Origin of the sequence: Curtobacterium sp. MCPF17_031, from assembly GCF_003234035.1 — a bacterium.
GTDB lineage: Bacteria > Actinomycetota > Actinomycetes > Actinomycetales > Microbacteriaceae > Curtobacterium.
On sequence record NZ_QKSG01000005.1, the window covers coordinates 1 to 20,631 of the forward strand.

General features: G+C 70.3%; 12 protein-coding genes and 1 rRNA gene. 10 read left to right on the forward strand and 3 right to left on the reverse strand.

The window, feature by feature from the left end:
• Positions 1–225: 225 nt before the first annotated feature.
• Both rrf and DEJ31_RS08855 read left to right on the forward strand, forming a co-directional pair.
• A 5S ribosomal RNA gene (gene rrf, locus DEJ31_RS08850) occupies positions 226–342 on the forward strand.
• Between the two features lie 124 nt (positions 343–466).
• On the forward strand, positions 467–1,399 hold the full coding sequence (locus DEJ31_RS08855) for an NADP-dependent oxidoreductase (RefSeq protein ID WP_111121679.1): 933 nt from the start codon (positions 467–469) through the stop codon (positions 1,397–1,399).
• 239 nt (positions 1,400–1,638) lie between these two features.
• Here DEJ31_RS08855 and DEJ31_RS08865 read toward each other — a convergent pair whose 3' ends face one another.
• Together DEJ31_RS08865 and DEJ31_RS08870 are read right to left on the reverse strand one after the other, a co-directional pair.
• A complete protein-coding gene (locus tag DEJ31_RS08865) occupies positions 1,639–2,220 on the reverse strand; it encodes a very short patch repair endonuclease (RefSeq protein ID WP_146243123.1) in 582 nt (193 codons plus the stop codon).
• Between the two features lie 120 nt (positions 2,221–2,340).
• On the reverse strand, positions 2,341–4,782 hold the full coding sequence (locus DEJ31_RS08870) for an excinuclease ABC subunit UvrA (RefSeq protein ID WP_111121680.1): 2,442 nt from the start codon (positions 4,780–4,782) through the stop codon (positions 2,341–2,343).
• 131 nt (positions 4,783–4,913) lie between these two features.
• Between DEJ31_RS08870 and DEJ31_RS08875 the strand changes: the two genes are divergently transcribed.
• From DEJ31_RS08875 to DEJ31_RS08885, 3 genes are all read left to right on the forward strand, one after another.
• Positions 4,914–5,747 carry a hypothetical protein gene (locus DEJ31_RS08875; protein WP_111121681.1) on the forward strand — a complete coding sequence of 278 codons (834 nt, stop codon included), beginning with the start codon at positions 4,914–4,916 and terminating at the stop codon, positions 5,745–5,747.
• Positions 5,740–6,045, forward strand: coding sequence for a hypothetical protein (locus DEJ31_RS08880; protein WP_146243124.1), 306 nt, complete (start codon positions 5,740–5,742; stop codon positions 6,043–6,045). Before DEJ31_RS08875 ends, DEJ31_RS08880 begins: the two co-directional genes overlap by 8 nt.
• Before the next feature lie 254 nt (positions 6,046–6,299).
• A complete protein-coding gene (locus DEJ31_RS08885) occupies positions 6,300–7,571 on the forward strand; it encodes an exonuclease domain-containing protein (protein WP_181433484.1) in 1,272 nt (423 codons plus the stop codon).
• Positions 7,572–7,582: 11 nt separating this feature from the next.
• Here DEJ31_RS08885 and DEJ31_RS08890 read toward each other — a convergent pair whose 3' ends face one another.
• Positions 7,583–10,273 (reverse strand): DEAD/DEAH box helicase, encoded by a 2,691-nt coding sequence (locus DEJ31_RS08890; protein ID WP_181433485.1) that lies wholly within the window; start codon positions 10,271–10,273, stop codon positions 7,583–7,585.
• A gap of 230 nt (positions 10,274–10,503) precedes the next feature.
• Between DEJ31_RS08890 and DEJ31_RS17770 the strand changes: the two genes are divergently transcribed.
• From DEJ31_RS17770 to DEJ31_RS08920, 5 genes are all read left to right on the forward strand, one after another.
• On the forward strand, positions 10,504–11,022 hold the full coding sequence (locus DEJ31_RS17770) for a DUF4190 domain-containing protein (protein ID WP_181433486.1): 519 nt from the start codon (positions 10,504–10,506) through the stop codon (positions 11,020–11,022).
• Positions 11,023–11,193: 171 nt separating this feature from the next.
• Positions 11,194–11,502 (forward strand): hypothetical protein, encoded by a 309-nt coding sequence (locus tag DEJ31_RS08900; protein ID WP_146243125.1) that lies wholly within the window; start codon positions 11,194–11,196, stop codon positions 11,500–11,502.
• A gap of 44 nt (positions 11,503–11,546) precedes the next feature.
• Positions 11,547–14,381, forward strand: coding sequence for a VWA domain-containing protein (locus tag DEJ31_RS16875; protein WP_181433487.1), 2,835 nt, complete (start codon positions 11,547–11,549; stop codon positions 14,379–14,381).
• Positions 14,382–14,442: 61 nt separating this feature from the next.
• Positions 14,443–17,991 carry a tubulin-like doman-containing protein gene (locus DEJ31_RS08915; protein ID WP_181433488.1) on the forward strand — a complete coding sequence of 1,183 codons (3,549 nt, stop codon included), beginning with the start codon at positions 14,443–14,445 and terminating at the stop codon, positions 17,989–17,991.
• Complete coding sequence (locus tag DEJ31_RS08920) at positions 17,991–20,594, forward strand: hypothetical protein (protein ID WP_111121689.1); 2,604 nt, start codon at positions 17,991–17,993, stop codon at positions 20,592–20,594. The genes DEJ31_RS08915 and DEJ31_RS08920 overlap by 1 nt, the downstream gene beginning before the upstream one ends.
• Positions 20,595–20,631: the final 37 nt, after the last annotated feature.

Below are 20,631 nucleotides of genomic sequence, written 5' to 3' on the forward strand. Positions count from 1 at the left end.
TACTGGGTTGATAGGCCGGATGTGGAAGCGGGGACTAACGACCCGTGGAGCTGACCGGTACTAATAAGCCGAAGACTTGACACACACTTTTTTCCTGACCCCTTCGGGGGTCGGGGCTCGCGTCCACTTTGTGGTTCCCGACAGACGATCGGGAACAACTGAAACTGAACACCGCGCATGCGCGGAACAGGTTTCGAAGCTTCCTAGTAGGAGTGTCGAAATTGTTCCGGTGGTCATAGCGAGAGGGAAACGCCCGGTCACATTCCGAACCCGGAAGCTAAGCCTCTCAGCGCCGATGGTACTGCAAGGGGGACCTTGTGGGAGAGTAGGACGCCGCCGGACTTCTCTTCATGAAAACCCCTGACACGGGGAGCATCCGCTCCCTCTGTCAGGGGTTTTCTGCATTTGTGTGCCACGTTGCTCGCTGCCTGGACACCGCGTTCGCCGCAGCCGGTAGACCGGATGCATGCAGGTCGTCGGAGTCACACAGTTCGGAGGGCCCGAGGCCCTCGCCGTCCACGAGGTCCAGGACGTCCACGCCGGCAGCGGGTCCGTGCGGATCGCCGTCCGAGCGTTCGCGGTGAACCCCACTGACACCGGAGTGCGCGCGGGGGAGCGGGACTCGAGCGCAGCCGCTCCGCCCTACGTCCCCGGGATTGACGCAGCGGGTGTGATCGACGAGGTCGGTCCCGACGTCGAGGGTTGGGCTGTCGGCGACGAGGTCATGGCCATCGCGCTACCCCTCACCGGCCACGGCGGCGCCTACGTCGAGCACCTGGTCGCACCGGTCGGGTCGTTCACCCGCATCCCGCGCAGCACCTCGATCGAACTCGCGTCCACCGTCCCGATGAACGGCCTCACCGCCATCCAGATCCTCGAGCTCGCCGGCCTCGAGCGCGGCCAGACCCTCGCCGTGACCGGTGCCGCGGGCCTCCTCGGCAACTACGTCGTGCAGCTCGCCAAGGCCGCCGGCATCACCGTCATCGCGGACACCTCGGAGCAGGACGAAGTGCTCGTGCACTCCCTCGGCGCGGACCACGTCGTTCCTCGGGGCGATGCGTTCGCCGATGCAGTCCGGGCCATCGTCCCCGAGGGTGCCGACGCCCTCGCGGACTGTGCTGTCCAGCGGGACGTCGTCGTCCCGGCCCTCCGCCACGGTGGCGTCTTCCTCGACGTCCGCGGTTGGCAGGGCAACGGCACGGACGGCATCCGCTTCGAGCAGGTCATGGTCTTCCGCGAGTACCGGTCGTTCGACAAGCTCGAGCGGCTCCGACACGCGGTCGAGGGCGGCACGATCGTTCCCCGCGTCGCCGAGGTGCTGCCCGCCGCGCGTGCCGCCGAGGCGCACCAACGCCTCGAAGCCGGCGGGACTCGAGGCCGGTTCGTGTTGACCTGGTGACGGAGGTCCGCAGGTGACGGGTGTCGCCGTGTGACGGGAGTCACCACGTGACGGACGGGAGGCCCGGGACCGACTGGTTCCGGGCCTCCCGTCCGTCATCGGCGCGCCTCCGTGAGCGTGCCTAGCCCAGCCGCGTCGCCACGAGGCCGCCGTCGACGTCGAGGGTGCACCGTGCACGAAGGCCGCCTCGTCCGAGACCAACGAGCGCACGGCGCGTGCGATGTCCACTGCGCAGTACCTCAAGCGTGCCCGGCTGGGGGAGGTGCGGCGGCGGATGATCGTGCTGGGTGGAACCGCTGCCCGGGCGGCGGTGGCGGCCGGCTACCGCAGAGCGTCGCACTTCTCACGGGACCACCGGGAGCGTTCGTCGCAGTTGGGCGAGTCTGCTCGGACCGTCGTGACGCGATGCGGTCCCACCGGTCGAGAGCCGCCTCCACCAGATCGACGGCGGCCTCGACGCCGTCGTGCTCCCAGATCCGGATGACGACCCATCCTTCGCTGCGGAGGACAGCGTCGTGCGACGCGTCACGTCGCCGGTTGGCGAGCAGCTTCGCCCGCCACAGCTCGGCATTCGCCTTCGGTAGGTGCGCGTGCTCCTCGCACCAGTGCCAGAAGCAGCCGTCGACGAAGACGGCCACACGGGCGCGGGGGAAGACGAGGTCGGCGCGCGCCCTCGTCCGGCTGCTGATCCGACGGTCGACGAAGAACCGGCGGCCGCGAGCGTGGAGGGCCCGACGGAGCGCGAGTTCCGGCGCGGTGTCCCTCCGGCCGAAAGGCGCCATGTGGCGGGTTCGGCGTTCGTCGGCTTCCCAGTGCTGCATCCCGGGACGGTACCGCCGAGGCGGCGGCGGACGCCGCGCGATCCTGAAGTATGTGGACAACGCCGGACGGGAGGCGCGGGGCGGCACCGCGCCGCGCCTCCCGTCCGGCGACGGCTTCCGTCAGAGACCGAGTTCGGCGCGGAGGTACGGGGCCGTGCGGCTGTCCGCGGAGGCAGCGACCTCGGTGGGCGTGCCGGCTGCGACGACCTGGCCACCGGCGTCGCCTCCGGACGGTCCCATGTCGATGACGTGGTCGGCTGCGGCGACGACCGACATCGAGTGCTCCACGACGACGACCGTGTTGCCGGCATCCGTCAGCTGGGACAGCTGTTCCGTCAGGCGCTCGACGTCGGCGGGGTGCAGGCCCGTGGTCGGCTCGTCGAGGACGTAGAGCGTGTGGCCGGAGCGAGCGCGCTGCAGTTCGGTGGCGAGCTTGATGCGCTGGGCCTCGCCGCCGGACAGTTCCGGAGCGGGCTGCCCGAGTCGCAGGTAGCCGAGCCCGACCTGGCCCAGGGCGTCGAGCGTGCGGGCGGCGGCGGGGATCGCGGCGAGGAACGGAGTGGCCTCGTCGACGGTCATGCCGAGGACGTCGGCGATGGTCGATCCGTTCCAGCGGACCTCGAGCGTCTCGTCGTTGTACCGGGAGCCGTGGCACTCCGGGCACGGCGCCCAGCTCCCCGGCAGGAACAGCAGTTCCACGGAGACCGAGCCCTCGCCCTGGCAGACCTCGCACCGGCCGCCCGCGACGTTGAAGGAGAACCGTCCGGCGGTCCAGCCGCGGGCCTTCGCGTCATCGGTCGCCGCGAACGCCGTCCGCACCGCGTCGAACAGCCCGGTGTACGTGGCGAGGTTCGACCGGGGCGTCCGGCCGATCGGCTTCTGGTCGACCTCCACCACGCGGCTGACCGTCGGGTGGTCGACCGCTCTGGTGGGGAGGATGCCTCCGACGAGCGAGGACTTCCCCGAACCGCTCACGCCGGTGACGGCGGTGAAGACCCCGAGCGGCAGGTCGACGTCCAGCCCGCGGAGGTTGTGGCGCGTGACGTCGCGCAGTGCCAGGGTGCCGATCGGCGTGCGGGTGGGGCGGGCCTCCCGGTCGGAGCCCCGCGGCTGCAGGAACCGGCGTGTGACGGACGCCTCGACGTCAGCCAGGCCGTCGACGGGCCCGCTGTACAGGACGGTGCCACCGGCGGTGCCGGCGCCGGGGCCGACGTCGACGATCCAGTCGGCCTGGCGGACGATGCGCATGTCGTGCTCGACGACGAAGACGCTGTTGCCGCTGGCGCGGAGGTCCTCCAGGACCTGGATCAGGGGCTCGGCATCGGCGGGGTGGAGGCCCGCGCTCGGCTCGTCGAGGACGTAGACGACGCCGAACAGCCCGCTCCGCAGCTGGGTCGCGATGCGGAGGCGCTGCATCTCGCCGGGGGAGAGCGTCGGCGTGGCACGGTCCAGGCTCAGGTAGCCGAGGCCGAGACCGGTGAGCACCTCGACGCGGCCGAGCAGGTCGCGGGCGATGGCCACGGCGACCTCGGTGCGCTCGCCCGAGGTCGTGCGCGAGGTGGCCGCTGCGGCGTCGGTCAGCTCGGCTGTCGGACGGAGGACCTCGGCGACGTCGGACAGCGGCAGGGCGTTGAGGTCGGCGATCGTCAGACCCCTGAACGTCACCGCGAGTGCCGCCCGCGTCAGCCCCGAACCGCCGCACAGCGTGCACGGACCCGACTCGACGAACTGCAGGACCTTGTTGCGCTGCGACTCGCTCTGCGAGTCGGCGAGGGTGTGCAGGACGAACTGGCGTGCGCTCCAGAACTTCCCCTTGTACGGCTTCGCGACCCGGTCGCGCTTCGGCTGCACCTGGACGACTGGCTGCTCCTCGGTGAAGAGCAGCCAGTCGCGGTCCGCCTGCGGCAGCTCACGCCACGGTCGCTCGATGTCATAGCCGAGGCCGGCCGTCACGTCGCGCAGGTTCTTGCCCTGCCACGCACCAGGCCACGCCGTGATCGCACCGTCGCGGATGCTCAACGACGGGTCACGGACGGCGGAGGCCTCGGTCACCTCGTGCGCGACGCCGAGGCCGTGGCAGCGCGGGCAGGCGCCGGCGACGGTGTTCGGGGAGAACGAGTCCGAGTACAGCTGCTCCGCACCATCGGGGTAGGTGCCGGCACGGGAGTAGAGCATGCGGGTCGAGTTGCTCAGCGTCGTGAGCGTCCCCACCGTCGACCGGGAGCTCGGGGCACCGCGGCGCTGCTGCAGGGCGACGGCCGGCGGGAGGCCCGTGATCGACTCCACGTGCGGGGTCGAACCCTGCGCGATGAGGCGGCGAGCGTAGGGGGCGACGGACTCGAGGAAGCGGCGCTGTGCCTCGGCGAAGACGGTGCCGAACGCCAGGGAGGACTTGCCCGAGCCGGAGATTCCCGTGAAGGCGACGATGCGGTCGCGGGGGATGTCGACGTCGACGTCGCGGAGGTTGTTCTCGCGGGCACCGCGGACGCGGATGAACCCGTCGCTCGTGGTGGTGGGGTCGAGGGCTGTGGTCGAGTCGCGGGTCGTGCGTGGAGCGGGCATCACTTCGAGCGTAGGCGGGTCGGGGCGGGCCGGTCATGGGTCGGTGTGTCCCTGCTGGACGTCAGGCGCGTGGCGGGCTGGTGCTGCGCCTCCCGTCAGTCGGTACGGTGGAGGTGGGGAACGGGGGATCAATGGTCGACGACAACGCGTGGTCGCCGCCGAAGCGGCGGAACGGCATCGGGTGGATCGTGCTGAGTGGTCTGCTGCTGCCCGCCGGGTGGATCGCGTGGCTGCTCGTCGCGCTCGCCGGGTACAACGGCGTCGACAGCTCGAACCGGTCGCTCTCGGCGCAGACGATCGGTGACGTCGTGGTGACGGTGGTGTGCGCAGGGGTGCCGCTCACCGGGGTCGTCGTGCTGCTGGTGCAGCGACGGCGTGACCGATCGGTCACGCTGGTCGGCCCGGTGGCGTGCGCCGTGTTCGCGGTCCTCGCGGCCGGGACGCTCGGGTACCCGACGACGGGGGTGGCGAGGAGCTGGGCTGCGGATGCCGAGCGCCGTGCGCAACCACTCACCGAGCTCGAGACGAGCAGGACGCAGACGGAGGCGGAGCAGGACCTCGCGGGCGTCGGAGAGCTCGCCGTGCGCGCGCTGGGCGAAGACGTGCGTTCCCAGGACGTCGTCCAGGTCACCCTCGAGTGCCCGCTGTCGAACCTGCAGGAGGGCACGCAGTACATGTGGCGATGGTCGGTACCCTCCGACCCGGAGGGTGAGCCGCAGACAGATGCCGAGCGGCAAGCCGATCAATTGCCAGCGGACGAGGTCGAGCGGCGACTGGCTCCCGTGCGCGAGGTGCTGCGCGAGGCCGGGCTCCGCGACGCCGACCCGTCCGGCTGGGACATCCGAGCGCTCGGGGACGACTGGCTCGCGGAGGCGAACGCGAGCGTGACCAGGGCCTCGGGCGACGTGATGGTCGAGACGACCTGCCTGGCGGGAGGGCCCGGCAACGGGTACGTCGATGAGTGAGCAGGACGTGACCGCTGTCCCGAATCACCGAGCATCGACCCAGGTGCGGGTCGCGCTCGCGGTGTCGGCAGCGTGCACCGTGTACGAACTGCTCGCTGGCGCACTCGTGCAGTGGACCGGGCTCGGGTTCGTGCCGCTGCTGCTGGTCGTGCCGGTCTACCTCGTGGCGATCCTGCTGCTCGTGTGGGTCGGGCAGCAGGGCGTCCGGACAGCGAGGACTCTGGCGATCGTCGTCGGGATCGTGCTCGCGGCGTCGCTGCCGATCTCGATGATCGTGGCGCTGGCGACCTGGGACTGACCACGATCAGCCGCTCCCGCACGGTCCGTAGCGCTTGGTGAGGTGCTGGACCTCGATGGCGGGGGTTTCGGGCATGCCTTCAGCCTGGCTGGTGGGGTGGCGGCGCCATGGGATCCGGGGAGCGGGTGGAGGTGGGGTCCTCCGATCGGAGGATGGCGGAGTGCCCCCTCGAACAGGTGGTCGCAGCCCGAGGCGATCACGATGAGGATGGAAGAGCGCTGGGCAGTGCTCATCCGCGTCAGGAGGGACTGGGGATGCACAACGGCTACGCGGTGATCGACCTCGAGACGACGGGCCTCGCGCCCTCGTACGGGCACCGAATCATCGAGATCGGCATCGTCCACGTCACACCTGACGGCGACGTCGAACGGACCTTCGAGACCGTCGTCAACCCCCAGCGAGACCTGGGCCCCGTGCACATCCACCGCCTGCGCGGCGCAGACATGGCCGGCGCCCCGACCTTCGCGGACATCGCCGGCGACCTGGTCGACAAGCTGCGCGGCCGGGTCGTCGTCGCACACAACGCCTCGTTCGAAGCGCGGTTCCTGCACGCCGAGTTCGAGCGCCTGGGCCACCGGTCGCCGTTCAAGCAGGCGAGCACCGCGCTCTGCACGATGCGGCTGGCGCAGGAGTTCCTGCCCGGCTCCGGTCGGAAGCTCGCCGACTGCTGCAGCGCCTACGACATCGAACTCGTCGACGCGCACGAGGCCCTCGCCGACGCCCGCGCCACCGCGAGCCTGCTCGGCGCGTACATCGGGTCCTCCCGGCAGGATCCCCGCTGGACCACCTGGGGGACGCGAGCCACGGAGTTGCGGTGGCCGAGCCTCCAGTCCGGTGTTTCGCCCTGGACTGCACGGCGGCGCTCGACCGGCACCACCGACCGCACCCGCGTGGACGTGGCGACGGACCGCCTGCCGGCCGTCGACGGCGGTACGGAGGCGACGCTCTACGCGGCCGTCCTCGACCGTGCGCTGTCGGACGACCTGCTGACCGCGAGCGACGCCGACCAACTCGCCGCGTTCGGGCGTGAATTCGGACTGCCCGAGCCAGTCCGAGCTGACCTGCACCGCCGCTACTTCGCCGACCTGGTTGAAGCCGTCTGGGCCGGCGGGGTCCTCACGATCCAGGACCACATTCAACTCGAACGGGTCGCGCGGCTGCTCGGCGTCACCGACGACGAGCTGGAACACGCGGTCCACAGTCGCCAGCCAGCGCGCATGGGCGCGCGGTCCTTTTCCGCCGCGACCCAGGCGGCGCCCGCAGCCGTTGAGGAGGAACCCACGATCGACCTGGGTGAGGGCAGCATCGTCACGCTGACCGGGGAGATGCGGCGGAGCCGGACCGAGATCGAGGCGGACCTGGAACGGCTCGGCATCCGGTCAGCGCCGAACGTCACGAAGAAGACGGCCGTGCTCATCGCCGCCGACGTCGACAGCCTGTCCGGCAAGGCGCGGAAGGCCCGCCAGTACGGCACTCCGATCATCGAGGAGGACGTCCTGGAGGCGGCGCTCGCCGCCGCGAGGTAGGGCTCGGTTCGTCAAACGGCCGGCTCCGGCGCCATGGCTCCGGTGGTCCGCCCGTCCGCCTGCCGGGATCGCTCGTGCGCCAGCCGTGCCCGCTCGTCGGCGAGTACCTGGGCGATGAGCTGCGACTCCGAGATGTCGAACGCCTGCGCCGACGCGCTCGCGGTCTCGCTGACGGCCGCGAAGTCCGCGAAGGTCCGGGTCTTCCGCGCGAGCATCCGCACGAGGGCTGCGTCGACACCGTCCTCGGACAGCAACCGGTGCACCTGGACCACGTCGAGCTGTCCCATCCGTCGGGCACGGGCGATGGCCTGCCACTCCGTCGTCGGCTTGAGCTGCGGCTCGCAGATCACCACGACCGACGCGGCCTGGATGTTGAGGCCGACGCCGCCGGCGATGATCTGCGCGACCAGCACCGCTCCCGGAGCTGCGGCGGAGAACTCGTCGATCATGTCCTGCCGCCCCGAGGGGGACGTGGAACCGCTCAACGGACCGAAGACGGTGCCGTCGACGGAGGCGAGCACCGCCTCCAGGACGGCGCGGTAGTGGGAGAAGACGATGGTCTTGCGGCCGGTGGAGCGCGCTTCGGCGATGACGTCGCGCAGCGACGCGAGCTTGCTCGAGGCGGCGCCGTCGAGCATGGCAAGCTGCCGCATCGTGTGGAAGCTGTCGCCGTCGACCGCGGCGGCGTAGCGCTCCGCCTCGGCAGGGGTGAGGTCGGTCCACTCCTCGACCTCGACCAGCTCCGGGAGCTCGGTGAGGACGTCCTCCTGGCTGCGGCGGAGGTAGACCGGCGCGATCTGCTTCCGGAACGCCAGCGGGTCGTCGTCCTCGTCGACCATCAGGTCCGGGCGGATGTGGTCGATGAGGACCCGGAACTCCTCGACCTTGTTCTCGAGCGGGGTGCCGGACATGAGGAGCGCGCGGTCGGCGCGTTCGAGGAGTGCGCGGGTGTGCTTCGTGCGCTTGGCGTCGGGGTTCTTGACGTAGTGCGCCTCGTCGACGATCACCGCGGCGAACCGCTGCTCCTCGGGCACCCGCGTGCGGAACCACTCGAGCGTCTCGTAGGTGGTGACGGCGACGCCGCCCTCGCGGAGCCAGCCGTTGATCCCGCGCACGCGCTCGGTGCCGTGGATGCGGAACGCCGGCACGGTCGTGTGCTTCTCGGTCTCGCGCAGCCAGTTCGCCACCACTGCGGCCGGGCACACGACAACGAACCGCGGCGTGCCGTCGGTCGCGGTGGCGGCCACGTGCGCGATCGCCGCGAGTGCCTCGACGGTCTTGCCGAGGCCCATCTCGTCGCCGATGACGACGCGCTCCTGCACGAGCGCGAACGCCGCACCGAACCGCTGGTATCCGCGGAGCGACGCGGACAGGAGGGACGTGTCCAGGTGGAACTGCTCGATCTGCTCGATCAGGCCCTCGGGCAGCGACCCGCGGCCGGCCGTCGTCGAGTTGGTGAGCCCGACCTCGTCGAGGAGGGCGAAGTAGCTGGCCGGACGGTCGAGGAAGTCACTCCAGTCGTCCGTCGTCGCGATCCGGTCGCGGTCGCCCGCTGCGCGGACCGCACGCTGGCGGGCGTCGTCGACGTCCGCCTCGATCCGCTCGACCGCACCCTCGGCCGGGTTGAACGAGCCGGAGGCCCGCGCGCCCGGCTGGTGCACGATGCCCAGGACCGCTCGCTGCGCGACCGTGTCCGCCAGGGGAGCGAGTTCGCCGACGAGGACGGCCGCGCGAGGGCCGCCGCCGTTCTTCGCCGCCTCCCACAGCCGGAGCGCGGAGACCAGGGCCACGCTCGCCGTGTCTTGTCGGCGAGCGTCGATCTGGATGGCGGCGTCCTCGCGGGCAGCGTCCTGCATCGACCGGGCGGCGGCGTTGATGCGCGCGGCCGTCGTCTCGCCGATGCCGGGCAGGTGACCGGCGACGATCGGAGCCCGCAGGAGCTCGCCCACGGTCTGGATACCGGTGTCCCGGACCGCGCCGAGGCGGAGCTGGTCACGGGTGACCTCGCGGAGCCGGTCGATGTCCATCGTGTTCAGCTCGCGTCGGGCCGCAACGTCCCGCACACGGTGGCCGGCGTCGAGGACGCGCGCACGGGCCTCCTGTTCGGTTTCGACCACCGACCGGAGCGTCGCGATCGTGGTCCGGAGGTGCGCCATCGGGGCGAGGTCGATCAGGGCGACCGGGCCGAGGTGCGCGGTCGAGGTGAGGAGCGGGCCCTCGGTGTCGAGGAGTGCGTCGAGCGTGGCGTCGGGACGGGGGAAGTGACGAGTGTCGATGGCCTTCAGCGCGGAGAGGGCGCCGTTGTCGAGCCAGGCAAGGGTGTTCGTCAGGTATTGCTCGGCGCGGGCTGCTGCTTCACGGCGCTCCCGGCCGGCGAAGATGCCGGCGATGCCTGACGCGGAGTCCTCGTCGGCGAGGGCTGCGGGGACGTCCTTCGTCAGGACGGTGAGGACGTCCTCGGCGGCGCGGTCTGCGTGGGGGAGTGTGGCGGCGTGCTGCATCGCGGACGCCAGGGACGTGTCGGTGAGGCGGAGAGGGAGGACAGAGCAGGAGAGGGCTGGGCCGGTGATCGTCAGGCGGCGGGTGAGGAGGTCGTCCGTCGCTGACGCGGCTGCGTCCTGGATGGAGGCGCGGTGATTGCGGACCTCGGTGGCGACCTCCGACAATGTCTGCAGGCGGTCACGAAGTGCTCGGTCGACCATTGGTGCCCCTCCTTGGGTCGTTGGGTTCATCGTGGCATGTCAGGCAAGCTTCGTGATGGACGGAACGATGCCAAGATCACGGTGGACACTCACCGCGGTGTCAGCCCGCGCCTTCGCGGTCTGGATGACACACGCGCCGGCAGCCGGCCCGATCGGGGGCCTCTACGGAACGTGCACATTGGCGTGAGTACGTGTCAGTATCAGCTGATGATCGAACACAAGGAGACTTCGTGAAGCAATGCCCAAAGTGCGGCAACACCGCACCTTCGGACATGAAGTTCTGTTCGGTCTGCGGTACGGCGCTTCGTGATGCTTCGATGGCCGCCCCTGGAGTACCGACTTCGATGTCGGCTCCCGCTGAGAGTGGACGCACACCAGCCACGCCGTCGGCGGCTCGTCGTTCCCAGACCGGAACTCGTCAGGCGCCGGTGAAGCTCCCAGTACAGCCCGCGCAGTCGGCCACTGTGCCGCCGAACCAGTACCATCCCGCTCCTGCGTACCGCACCAGAGCCGTCGCTGGGAACGGGGTCGGCCGACCGGGAACCAACGGCTTGGCCGTGACCGCCCTCGTTTGCGCGTTGCTCGTCTCCGGTTGGCTCGCGGTCATCTTCGGGCACATTGCTCGACGGCAGTGTCGGAACCGGCCACAACGGGGTGGTGGTATCGCGTTGGCAGCGTTGATCCTGGGATACGCGACTGTTCCCTTCAACATCGCGTTCTTCGCCGCCTTGGTTTCCCCAGGTAGCTGAGCGACGAAGGAACGACGAGGGGGACGTAGTGGCAGTGACATCGCGCCGAGGCGCAGGGGAAGAGCGAGCATGAGCGCGGACGATCCGTTCGGTTTCTCGAGCGTGGAGAACAGCGGTGCGACGGATAGGCCCACGGCCACGGTGTTCACCACGACCGATATCGATGCGGGGGTGACGACAGCCACTCGGACGCCCATCGCGCTTCTGGTTGCTGCGATCGCCGTCGGCGGCATCGCGATCGTGATGGCCATCGCCCTGGGGCGCCAGCCGACGATGGCGGTCATCGCCTGGTGCCTCGCCGGCCCTGTCGGGATCGGTCTGTACGCGGGATTCCGTGTGCGGGACACAGCAGCCCGGGCGCAGCCCTTCTACGCCGCGACCACGAGTGGTGTCGTCGCTGGATGGGCTGCGCTGATCGTGCTGGCAGTCGGAGTGCTCATCGCCGCTCTGCGGATCGCACAGTGGATCGGACACCTGTGACTGCCGCTCGGTCACCGCGACCGCGCCGCCGCCTCCGCGCGCTCATGGCCGTCCTCGTCGCCGGAGGCGTGGTGCTGGCGCCGGCGCTCAGCGCCGTGACAGCTGCCGAGGCTGCGTCGACGGCGAACGTCGTCCCCGCCGCGACGGTCAAGGACTCCGATGCTGCCGTGACCGACTTCGGTGGGTGCATCGCGGGCGGCGGTACCGGCGACCTCCTGCTCCTCATCGACGACAGCGGGAGTCTCAAGCAGTCCGACCCGGACGACGACCGCGTGAAGGCGGCGCAGTACCTGGTGCGACAACTCGGGCGCTTCGCGGAGCAGAGCTCCGCCCAGGTCGACATCAGGGTCTCGCGCTTCAGCACCTCGTACTCCGACGTCGGGGACTGGTCGACGCTCGACGGTGCTTCCGTTCCAAGAGTGTCGGAAACCGTCGCATCCCTCGCTACGGCGGACACCGGGTTCGAGACCGACTACTGGTCCGCGCTCGAAGGCGCCCGGAAGGACCTCGCCGAACGGGCGTCTTCCCGGAAGGAAACAAGCTGCCAGGCGATCGCCTGGTTCACCGACGGCAAGGCCGAGTACGACGTCCGGAGCACGAAGGCTGCTCAAGACGCCTACGGCACGTCGAAGTCGTTCGCGCCAGGAGCGGACCTGAGCACGAGGGCCGGAGTGGAGGCGGTCACCAAGGCCGCGAACGAAGATCTCTGCCGGAGCGGCGGACTCGCGGACCAGCTCCGGTCATCGGGGATCACGACGTTCGCCGTCGGACTGGAGTCCTCGGGAGCGTCGGCGAGCGACTTCGCGCAGCTCGAAGCGATCGCGACTGGTTCCAGCAGCTCCCCGAAGACCACGTGCGGTTCGATCACGGAACCCGTACCCGGTTCTTTCACGCTCGCTTCCGACATCGACAACCTGCTCTTCGCCTTCGACGCACTGAGTAGTCCTGGTCAGGCGCCGTTGACGCAGGAGTCCGGGATCTGTCAGGTCTCCTACTGCACCGATCAGGCCCACGAATTCGTCCTCGACGACTCGACTCCGGCTGTCCACGTCCTCGCCGCCGCGGACGTCGACGCCGTCGACGTCGACCTCGTCGGGCCCGACGGAGTCCCGGTGCGCCTTCCGAGAGGCGCCATCGGTACCTCAGCCAGCGTCGCCGTACCGGGTGGCACGGCGACCTACACCTGGGAGTCACCGTCGTCCGTCTCCGTGGACATCACGCGCTCCGACGGTGCGACGACGTGGTCCGGCTTGTGGAAGGTCGTGTTCATCGATCCTGCCGGGACCTCAGCAGACAAGCGGTCCCGCACGAACGTCCACATCTCCAGTGACCTCGTGCCGACCTGGTCCGGTGCCTCCAGAGGCCGAGTACACCTGTCGAGCGCGTGGGACGGGACCTTCGGGATCGCCCGCGGTCGTGATGCTGTCGCGCCGGCCTCGATCCAGGGCAGTGCCGCGCTCTCGGCGGCGCTCAGCGACGGATCGGGTCACGACACGACGATCGTGGACGGAGCCGACAAAGCCCACATCGGCGACGCAGTCTCCACGGAACCCACCGGGCTCGACCTCGGCGCCGGGACGGTGGAGATGCGCCTGTCGCTCACCACGGCACCCGTCATGAGCGGGACCACTGTCGTGCATGAGGGGACGGTGCTGGCGCCGGCCGTCGTCCGTGTGCCGGTCTCGATCCTGGCGCCGGAGCAGTACCCCGTCGTCAGCGACACCGTCGACTTCGGCACGATCGAAGGCGACACCTCCGGCACGGCGACCGTCACCCTGACCGGGGCCGGGTGCGCTTGGCTGTCGGGGAAGCCCGCGGTCGTTGCGGCACCGTCCGGAACAGGACCGATCAGGGTCGTGGCGGACGGGCACGATCAGGCGTCGGACTGCGTCAAGGCGTCCTCTGCTGGGACACCGATGCAGGTGACGCTGTCCTTCGATGAATCCCGGAACGGGACGGTCAACGGCACCTTCCCGGTCAGCATCGCCGCCGCGGACGCACTCGGCGACCCGCTGACGACGAACGTCTCGTTCACGGCGGACCTTCGACGTCCCCTCAACCAGGCGAACTTCCTGCTCGCGTTGGTCGTGGCGCTCATCGCCGGGCCCGGGATCCCGCTCGGCCTGCTGTACCTCGCATCCTTCGTGACGGCCCGCATGCCGTCAGGTGGTCTCCTCTCGCAGCGAGTGTCGGTCCGGGTCGTCGACGGCACGGTCCTCCGTGACGGCGAGCCCTTCAGCTTCCGCCCGTCGGACTTCAGCACGATGCAGACCGTTTCGCGTGAGAACGCGCGATCGCTCGTCGTCGCCGGCCTCTCCCTTCGAGCGAGGCCCAGCCGCTCGCCAGTGGGGGCCGGTCATGTGGTGGCTGCCGAGCCTGGTTCGTCGGCCGCGTCGGACGGCTCGCCAGCATGGGTCCGCCGTGGTGCTTCCATCCGTGCCCGGCTGCCCCTGGCGGTGCAGGGACACTGGGTAGTCCTGTCGCCGGCGGGGTCGGCTGCCGACACCGCGGAGGTCGTGGCGTTCGTCGGGACGAATGCACCTGATTCCATCCGCGCATCCATGGCGGAGTCCGTCCGTGACCGGCTGCCGGACCTCCTCGCACGTCTGCGAGCCGAGACCGGCGAGGAACTGCTGTCCGAGGACGCATTTGCATCGGCCGGCGCCCGCTCGGGGTCCTCCATCGGCTTCGGCTCCGAGGACGTCTCCTCGGCTCCGCAGTCTGCGTACGGTTCTCGATCTGCGGGACGACCGAGGGCAGGGCGCAGCCCGTCACGCCGCGGTGACGGACGTGCGACTCCCGAGTCGAGCGCCACACCGCCGCCGCCCGCTGAGGACGTCGGCTTCGGCTTCGGCTTCGACGACGGGCCCCACCGATGAACTCCACCGCTCTCCCGAACAACGCCGCGGTCAACGACGGCGCAGCACGAACGGAAATCGCATGAAGAAGTTCCTCATCGTCGGTTGCGGCGGTTCCGGTGGTGCGACGCTGTCGTACCTGATGGACCAGCTGCAGTCGGACCTCGCGCGACACGGCGTCGACTCCATGCCGGCAGGGTGGCAGTTCGTGCAGGTCGACGTGCCCGTCGCTGCGAACGCCGAAGCCAAGCCCCTGCCAGCGGTTCCGGACCTCGGCGGACGGTACATCGGCACGGGTGCGACCGGCGTCGGGTACTCCGTGCTCGACGAGGGCATCAGCGAGCGGCTCCGGTCCTCAGAATCGCTCGACGACATCGCCACCTGGGCACCACGCGCTCCGAGCGACGTCCCCGTGGCGATCTCGCAGGGCGCCGGCCAGTACCGGGCGGTCGGCCGGATGATCGCCCTGAGCCGTGCCGAGGACATCCGCGCGGGCCTCCAGCGTGCATGGACCGACCTGCACCGCCTCGAGACCAACGCCGAGATGGCGACGCTGAGCGGGCGCGTGCCAGGCCTCGGCGAATTCGCTCCGAACGACCCTCCGATCGTGCTGCTGGTCTCGTCGATGGCCGGTGGAGCCGGAGCGTCGATGGCGCTCGACGTGGCGCGCATCCTCGGTCTGCTGCCGCAACTCGAGCCGGAGCTCGTGGGCATGTTCCTGGTCTCCGCGGACATCTTCGACGGGCTCCCCGAAGCCGCCCGGTCCGGAGTCCGGAGCAACTCCCTCGCGATGCTCGGCGAGATCATCGCCGGCCAGTCCGGCGCAGCACGTGACCACGACGTCGACGTGCTGCGAGCGCTTGGCCAGACCGTCTCGAGCGCTCGGGCAGTGCCGTTCCAACGAGTGTTCCCCGTGGGACGGTTCGTCGGAGCCGAGCAGACCCTGTTCGGCGACGGCAGCCAGCAGGCCGTGTACCGCGGCCTCGGGCGCGCACTCGCCGCGCTGGTCGCGAGCGGGACCGCCGCCGAGCAGTTCGCCGCCTACGACCTGACCAACACGGGCGGCATCGGGGGAGACCGCAACGCGCTCGGATGGGGAGTGTCGTGGGACAAGCTGCAGTGGGGGTCGTTCGGCTTCGCGAGCCTCGGCATGGGGCGCGAACGGTACCGGGAGTACGCGGCGCAGCGCATCGCGCGATCTGCCGCCGACCGCCTGGTCGCCGGACACATGCAGCGTGGGGACACCTCGTCGTCGCAGCAGCAGGCAACCGTGCTGCTCGACAGTCAATGGGGACGGGTGCTCGACGCACTCGCCCTGCCGGCTGAGGACGGAGTGGCCCCGACGCCCCAACAGGTGCTCAGCTGGTTCTCCGACACCGCCTTCGACCGTGAGTCAGCGGCGAAGGAGGCTGCGCGCCTCGTCGACCAGCACATCGCGAACGGCGTTCCGCGAGCGGACGGCGGCGACACCGTCGCCTCCGAATGGCTCGGTACCGTCCGGAGCTTCCTGACCCGCAACCGTTCTCTCGCCCTCAAGGCCGTGTCCCAGACGGCGTTCCGATGGGCCTACCGGTGGCAGGACGAGTTCGTCCGACGCCTCTCCGACGTCGTCGACGAAGCGATCGGCACCTTCGGCCTCCCGTACGCGGCGCTCCTCGTCGAACGCCTCGACGTGTACATCGAGAACTCGCTCGCCCCACTCCTCGCACAACTCGGGTCGCGACGGCTCGAGATCGATGCCGTCCCGAGGACCTTCGCAGACCGCGTCGGCGCGATGCGCGGCCGCATCACGAACAGCACCGCGGTCGTCGACGACCTGATCGCGGAGTTCCGCCAGCAGTACCAGAACGTGCTCTGGAGCGAATCCGCCGAGCTCGCGGGTGAGCTGCTCGCCGACGCACGCGGCAACTTGCTCGCTCCGCTGCGCAACGCGGTGCTGGAGTCACTGCGACTCCTCGAGCGCGACCGAGACGCCAGCATCGACGGTGTCGGCCTGGCACGGCTCGAGACGACGGTGTACCGCGCTTGGCCGTCCGACGACGACGTGGTCGTGCCGCCCCGCTTCGACGTGGCGCACAACGAGGTGCTCCTCACCAGGGCATCGGAGTTCCCCGCGCAGTACGAGGCAGACGTCCGCGGGGCAGTGGAGCCCGAGGTCGGAACGTCCTTCCCTGCTGCACGCTCCGCCGTGGTGCACGCGGCGATCCGAGGCATCTGGAAGACGACCGGCGGCGACCAAGCACCGCGTGGCCTCGTCGAACTCGACATCCCTTGGCGGTCGAGGGTGTTCTCGGTCAACCCGGAGACCGATGTGGTCGAGGTCCCCGCGACCGCGCGCTTCACCGTGCACGCGAAGGTCGACGAGGTCCTCGGTCGCGCGCGGGCCTTCGTCCGTCGACCGGACGAGAGCTTCGACGTCTTCTGTCGGACGTCGCTGAAGTCGTTCGTCCGTGGCGAGAACGCCACCGAGTTCGAGCGGACCGAGCGGGCGGCGCAGGTCGCGGCACGGTTCCGGGAGGCCTTGTCACTCGCGAGGCCGCTGGTGAGCGTCAACGCGGTCGGCGTCCAACGCATCCACCAGCGTCAGGTCGAGTACCGGTACAAGTTCTCGACCGTGCCCTTCGCGGAAGAGGGCGCCGTCACCGAAACCCTCCGGGCCGTACTGTCCGAGGACCCTCGGGTCGACCCGACCAGCGTCGAGAACTTCATGCAGGCGATGACCGGCGCGGAGGGCGTGACGCGGATCGACGTCTTCGGCTCCTACCCGAACTACTCGCCACTCGTCTTCGGCTCCGTGCTCGGTCCGGTCGCTGCACAGTGGGGATCGCTGCCGGCGCAGGCGCGGGCGGACTGGTGGAAGTGGCGACGGGCACGTCCATTGACGGCGTCCCTCCCGATGGGGGTCAACGAACGGCGGGCCATGGTCACCGGGTGGTTCATCGGTCAACTCACGGGGGAGATCGTCCTCCCGAACGAGCCCTTCACCGACCCGGTCTCCATCTGGGACCCGCAGACGTCCACGTGGGTGTCCTTCCCGAACCCGCTGCTCACGCCGCCGACACGGTTCCTCGCACGGAACGACTGGATGCCGGCAGTGCTCGAATCGCTGCTCATCGCGATCGCTCGCGTGCACGAGGGCGGCGGCTTCGACCTCACACCGCTGAAGCCGTACACGCTGCTCAGGTCGCTCGCCGACCACAGCACGGACGGCGCCCCCGCACAGGGGATCGGGACGACAGCTGCCCGTGAACGGATCACCGCCTGGCTCTGGGAACCCAGGACACGTTCCGGGACCGACGGCGTGGTCGCCACCGCGGACCTGACAGCCGCCGAACGTGCGGACGGTGCGCTCACCTGGATCGATCGCATCCGGTCGTTCGTCGGTGAGAACTACGTTGGTCCTGACGTCGCCGGAGCAGCCGCCACGGGGACCTTCGCCACCATCGCCGACCGCGCGACGGCCTCGGCCACACCGTTCTTCCGTGACCTTGCCGAGGACACGTTCGCCGTGCTCGACGAGATCCGGTCGATCGTGCTCACCGCGCGGGACCAGCGGCCGTCCGTCGCGGGCACCGCCGCTCCGAACGCGGCGCCGAGCGACGTCGTCGTCCCGGACGGCGGTTCGTTCTGATGGCAGACCTCGTCGTGGTGCTCGCACCCTCCGGTGCGTCCGATCGCATCCGCGAAGTGCTCACCGACTGGTCCGCCGCCGGGATCGTCGACGACTTCGTCTGGATCGAGTCCCGTTCTGTGACCGCGCTGTCGGCGGACGGGTTGTTCGTCGAGCGTGGCGCACTGCGGGGGGCGCCGTTGCAGAGCGCCTTCACGGGGCGCGCGCTGGACCGCATCCGTCTCGTCGTGCTGCTGCCGTTGGCGGACGGACTGGAGGCACGGGTCGCCTCCGCCGTGGAGCAGCAGGTCGCGCAAACGCTCGAGTCGAGCGGGAGCGCAGCCGGGGTGACGCGGATCCGGCTCGCGGTCGTCCGCGCCGGGGACCCGACGACGACGGAGGACCTCGCCCGCAGTGGCTGGCACAACGTCGTGGTGGCACCGGAGCAGAGCACCGCTCCTGGGCGCGGGCGGATGCTCATCGCCCGGAACTCGGACGACCGGGCGCTCGCCGCTCACGCAGCCTCGGTGCTCGCCGGCCTCGGAGGCCTGTGGAGCGGCATCGAGGGCGGCCCTCTCGATGGTGAGGCGATCGCTCCGGGCGAGGTCGTACGACTTGCTCGGTCCTACTACCGTCGCCTCGACTCCGGGAGCGCGGAGCGTGCCCTCCGGCGGGAGGTGACCTCGACGGTGCACGGACTGCCGCTCCCCGTCGGCAGTGGCCCGGCCGTGTTGGCCGTGGAGGACGTGGCACTCGCGACGTCGACGATGGCGAAGGCGCTCTGGGCCCGTCACCCCGACGTGCTGCGGGGCCCGCGCGAGGTGGTCCGCACCGTCGAGCCGCAGCCGATCGGTGCGATGGCGGCCATCCGCTTGTTCTTCGGGTTCCTGTGGGCATCGATGCGGTCCGCACCGGCGCAGTGGTACCGGCGAACCGTGAACCGTGTGTCGTCCGCTGTGGCGTCCCGAGTCCACCGCGCCGTCTTCGGCGCCGACCCGGCCGCTTACTCAGTGGTCGTCAACGGAGTGTCCGCCGACGGCAGATCCGCCGACTGGGAAGCCCTCGGTCGTGCGGCCGAAGCGATCGACACGGTCCTGGCCGGCGACGGCGAGGACCGCACGCACCTCGCACCGACCGACCTCTCTGCGCTCTGGGCCGACTACGCCAGCGGTGCGTTGACCCTCGCCGACGCAGGGGACCGGGTCGGTACGCTGCCGCCCGTGACGATCGGCACGCAGCGCGCGGTCGTCAGCGACCCCGCGCAGATCGTCCCTCCGCGATCGGCCCGTTTCACCGCGTCGTCGGCGTCGCTCGGTCTCGCTGAACTCGACGGCTACGACGTCCTCGGCATCACCGAGCAGCACCGAGTGCTCGCCCAGGCGGAGCGGAACGACGTGTCGCTCGGCCTCGACGCAGGGCGCACCCTCGACCGACTCCGTGAGTGGACGGCCGCGCAGCGGTCGAGCTTCGCGACCCAGGTGGCCGAACCACTCGGGGGAGCGGTGACGCGGACCGCGCGAGAGGTCGGGGAGTTGCTCGAGGTCCTGCGCACCGGCGGCTCGACGGACATCGACGACGGAGCCATCCGTGAACAGCAGCGCTTCGCCCGAGCGCTCCGGATCATGACCATCGGGATGATCGTCGCCCTCGTCGTGCTGGGGGTGCTCCGCTGGACGTCCGTACTGCCCTGGAAGCCCGTCGCGATCGCCGCCGCGGTCGTCGTCGTTGCCTGGCTGGTCGTCGGGATCGTGACCTTCGCCCGGAACCAGCGGGAGCTCTTCCGCATCCTCAACGCGCGCGACGCCGCCGCTTCTCAGGCGGAGGCCGCGCGGCGCAACCTCCGTCAGGCCGTCCGGGACCTCAAGCGCACGAGTGACGCCTACGGCCAGTTCCTCGCGTGGTCGGCGGTCCTCGGCGGAGTGCTCGACGCTCCACTCGGCCCGGAGACCACGGCCGGTGTCTCGTCGATCCGTGTCGGAGGTCCGTTGCCGTTGGGTGTCCAGCTCGGCGAGGTCCGCGTCGACGACGCCGTGATCGCCTCGGCCGCCCTGACCATCCGCGGCCACGTCTTCCGTCTCGGATGGCTCGACGGTCCTTGGACGGCCGCTCTCGAGAGCGCCCCCGACCTGCTCGGAGCGGAGGGGCAGCTCCTCCGGGCCGAGCCCCGCGCCCTCCTCAAGGAGACGTCGACGAAGCCGGGATCCGCTCTCGCGCGGTTCGCGGACTCGATCACGTCCGTGGGGGTGAGTGGCGCGGTCGCAGACCGGATGTGGGATGACACCCGTGCGCGACTCCGCCAGACGTTCCCGGATGTCGTCCGTTCGGTCCTCGGTCGCGTCGACGTCGGATCCGTGCCGGCTGACCTCACCGAGTTCCTCGGTGGCATCGGGGACGGAGCTGCACCCAGTGGCGTGTTCGACTCGTCACTCCTGACTGCTGCCGCCCAGTCGTCCGACGCATCAGCAGTCACGACCTCGTGGAGTTCGCGTGTCGTCGACGGGCTGTCTGTGGTCGCTGCGCAGACCGAGTTGACGACCGGCATCCCCAAGTACGAGTTCACAGCGTGGGCCAGCACCACGGAGCGCGCCCCGCTGTTCGGCGGGGACGATGGCCTCCGTTTCTGACCCGCACACCCTGCTCACCCCGCTCACCCCTGCTCTG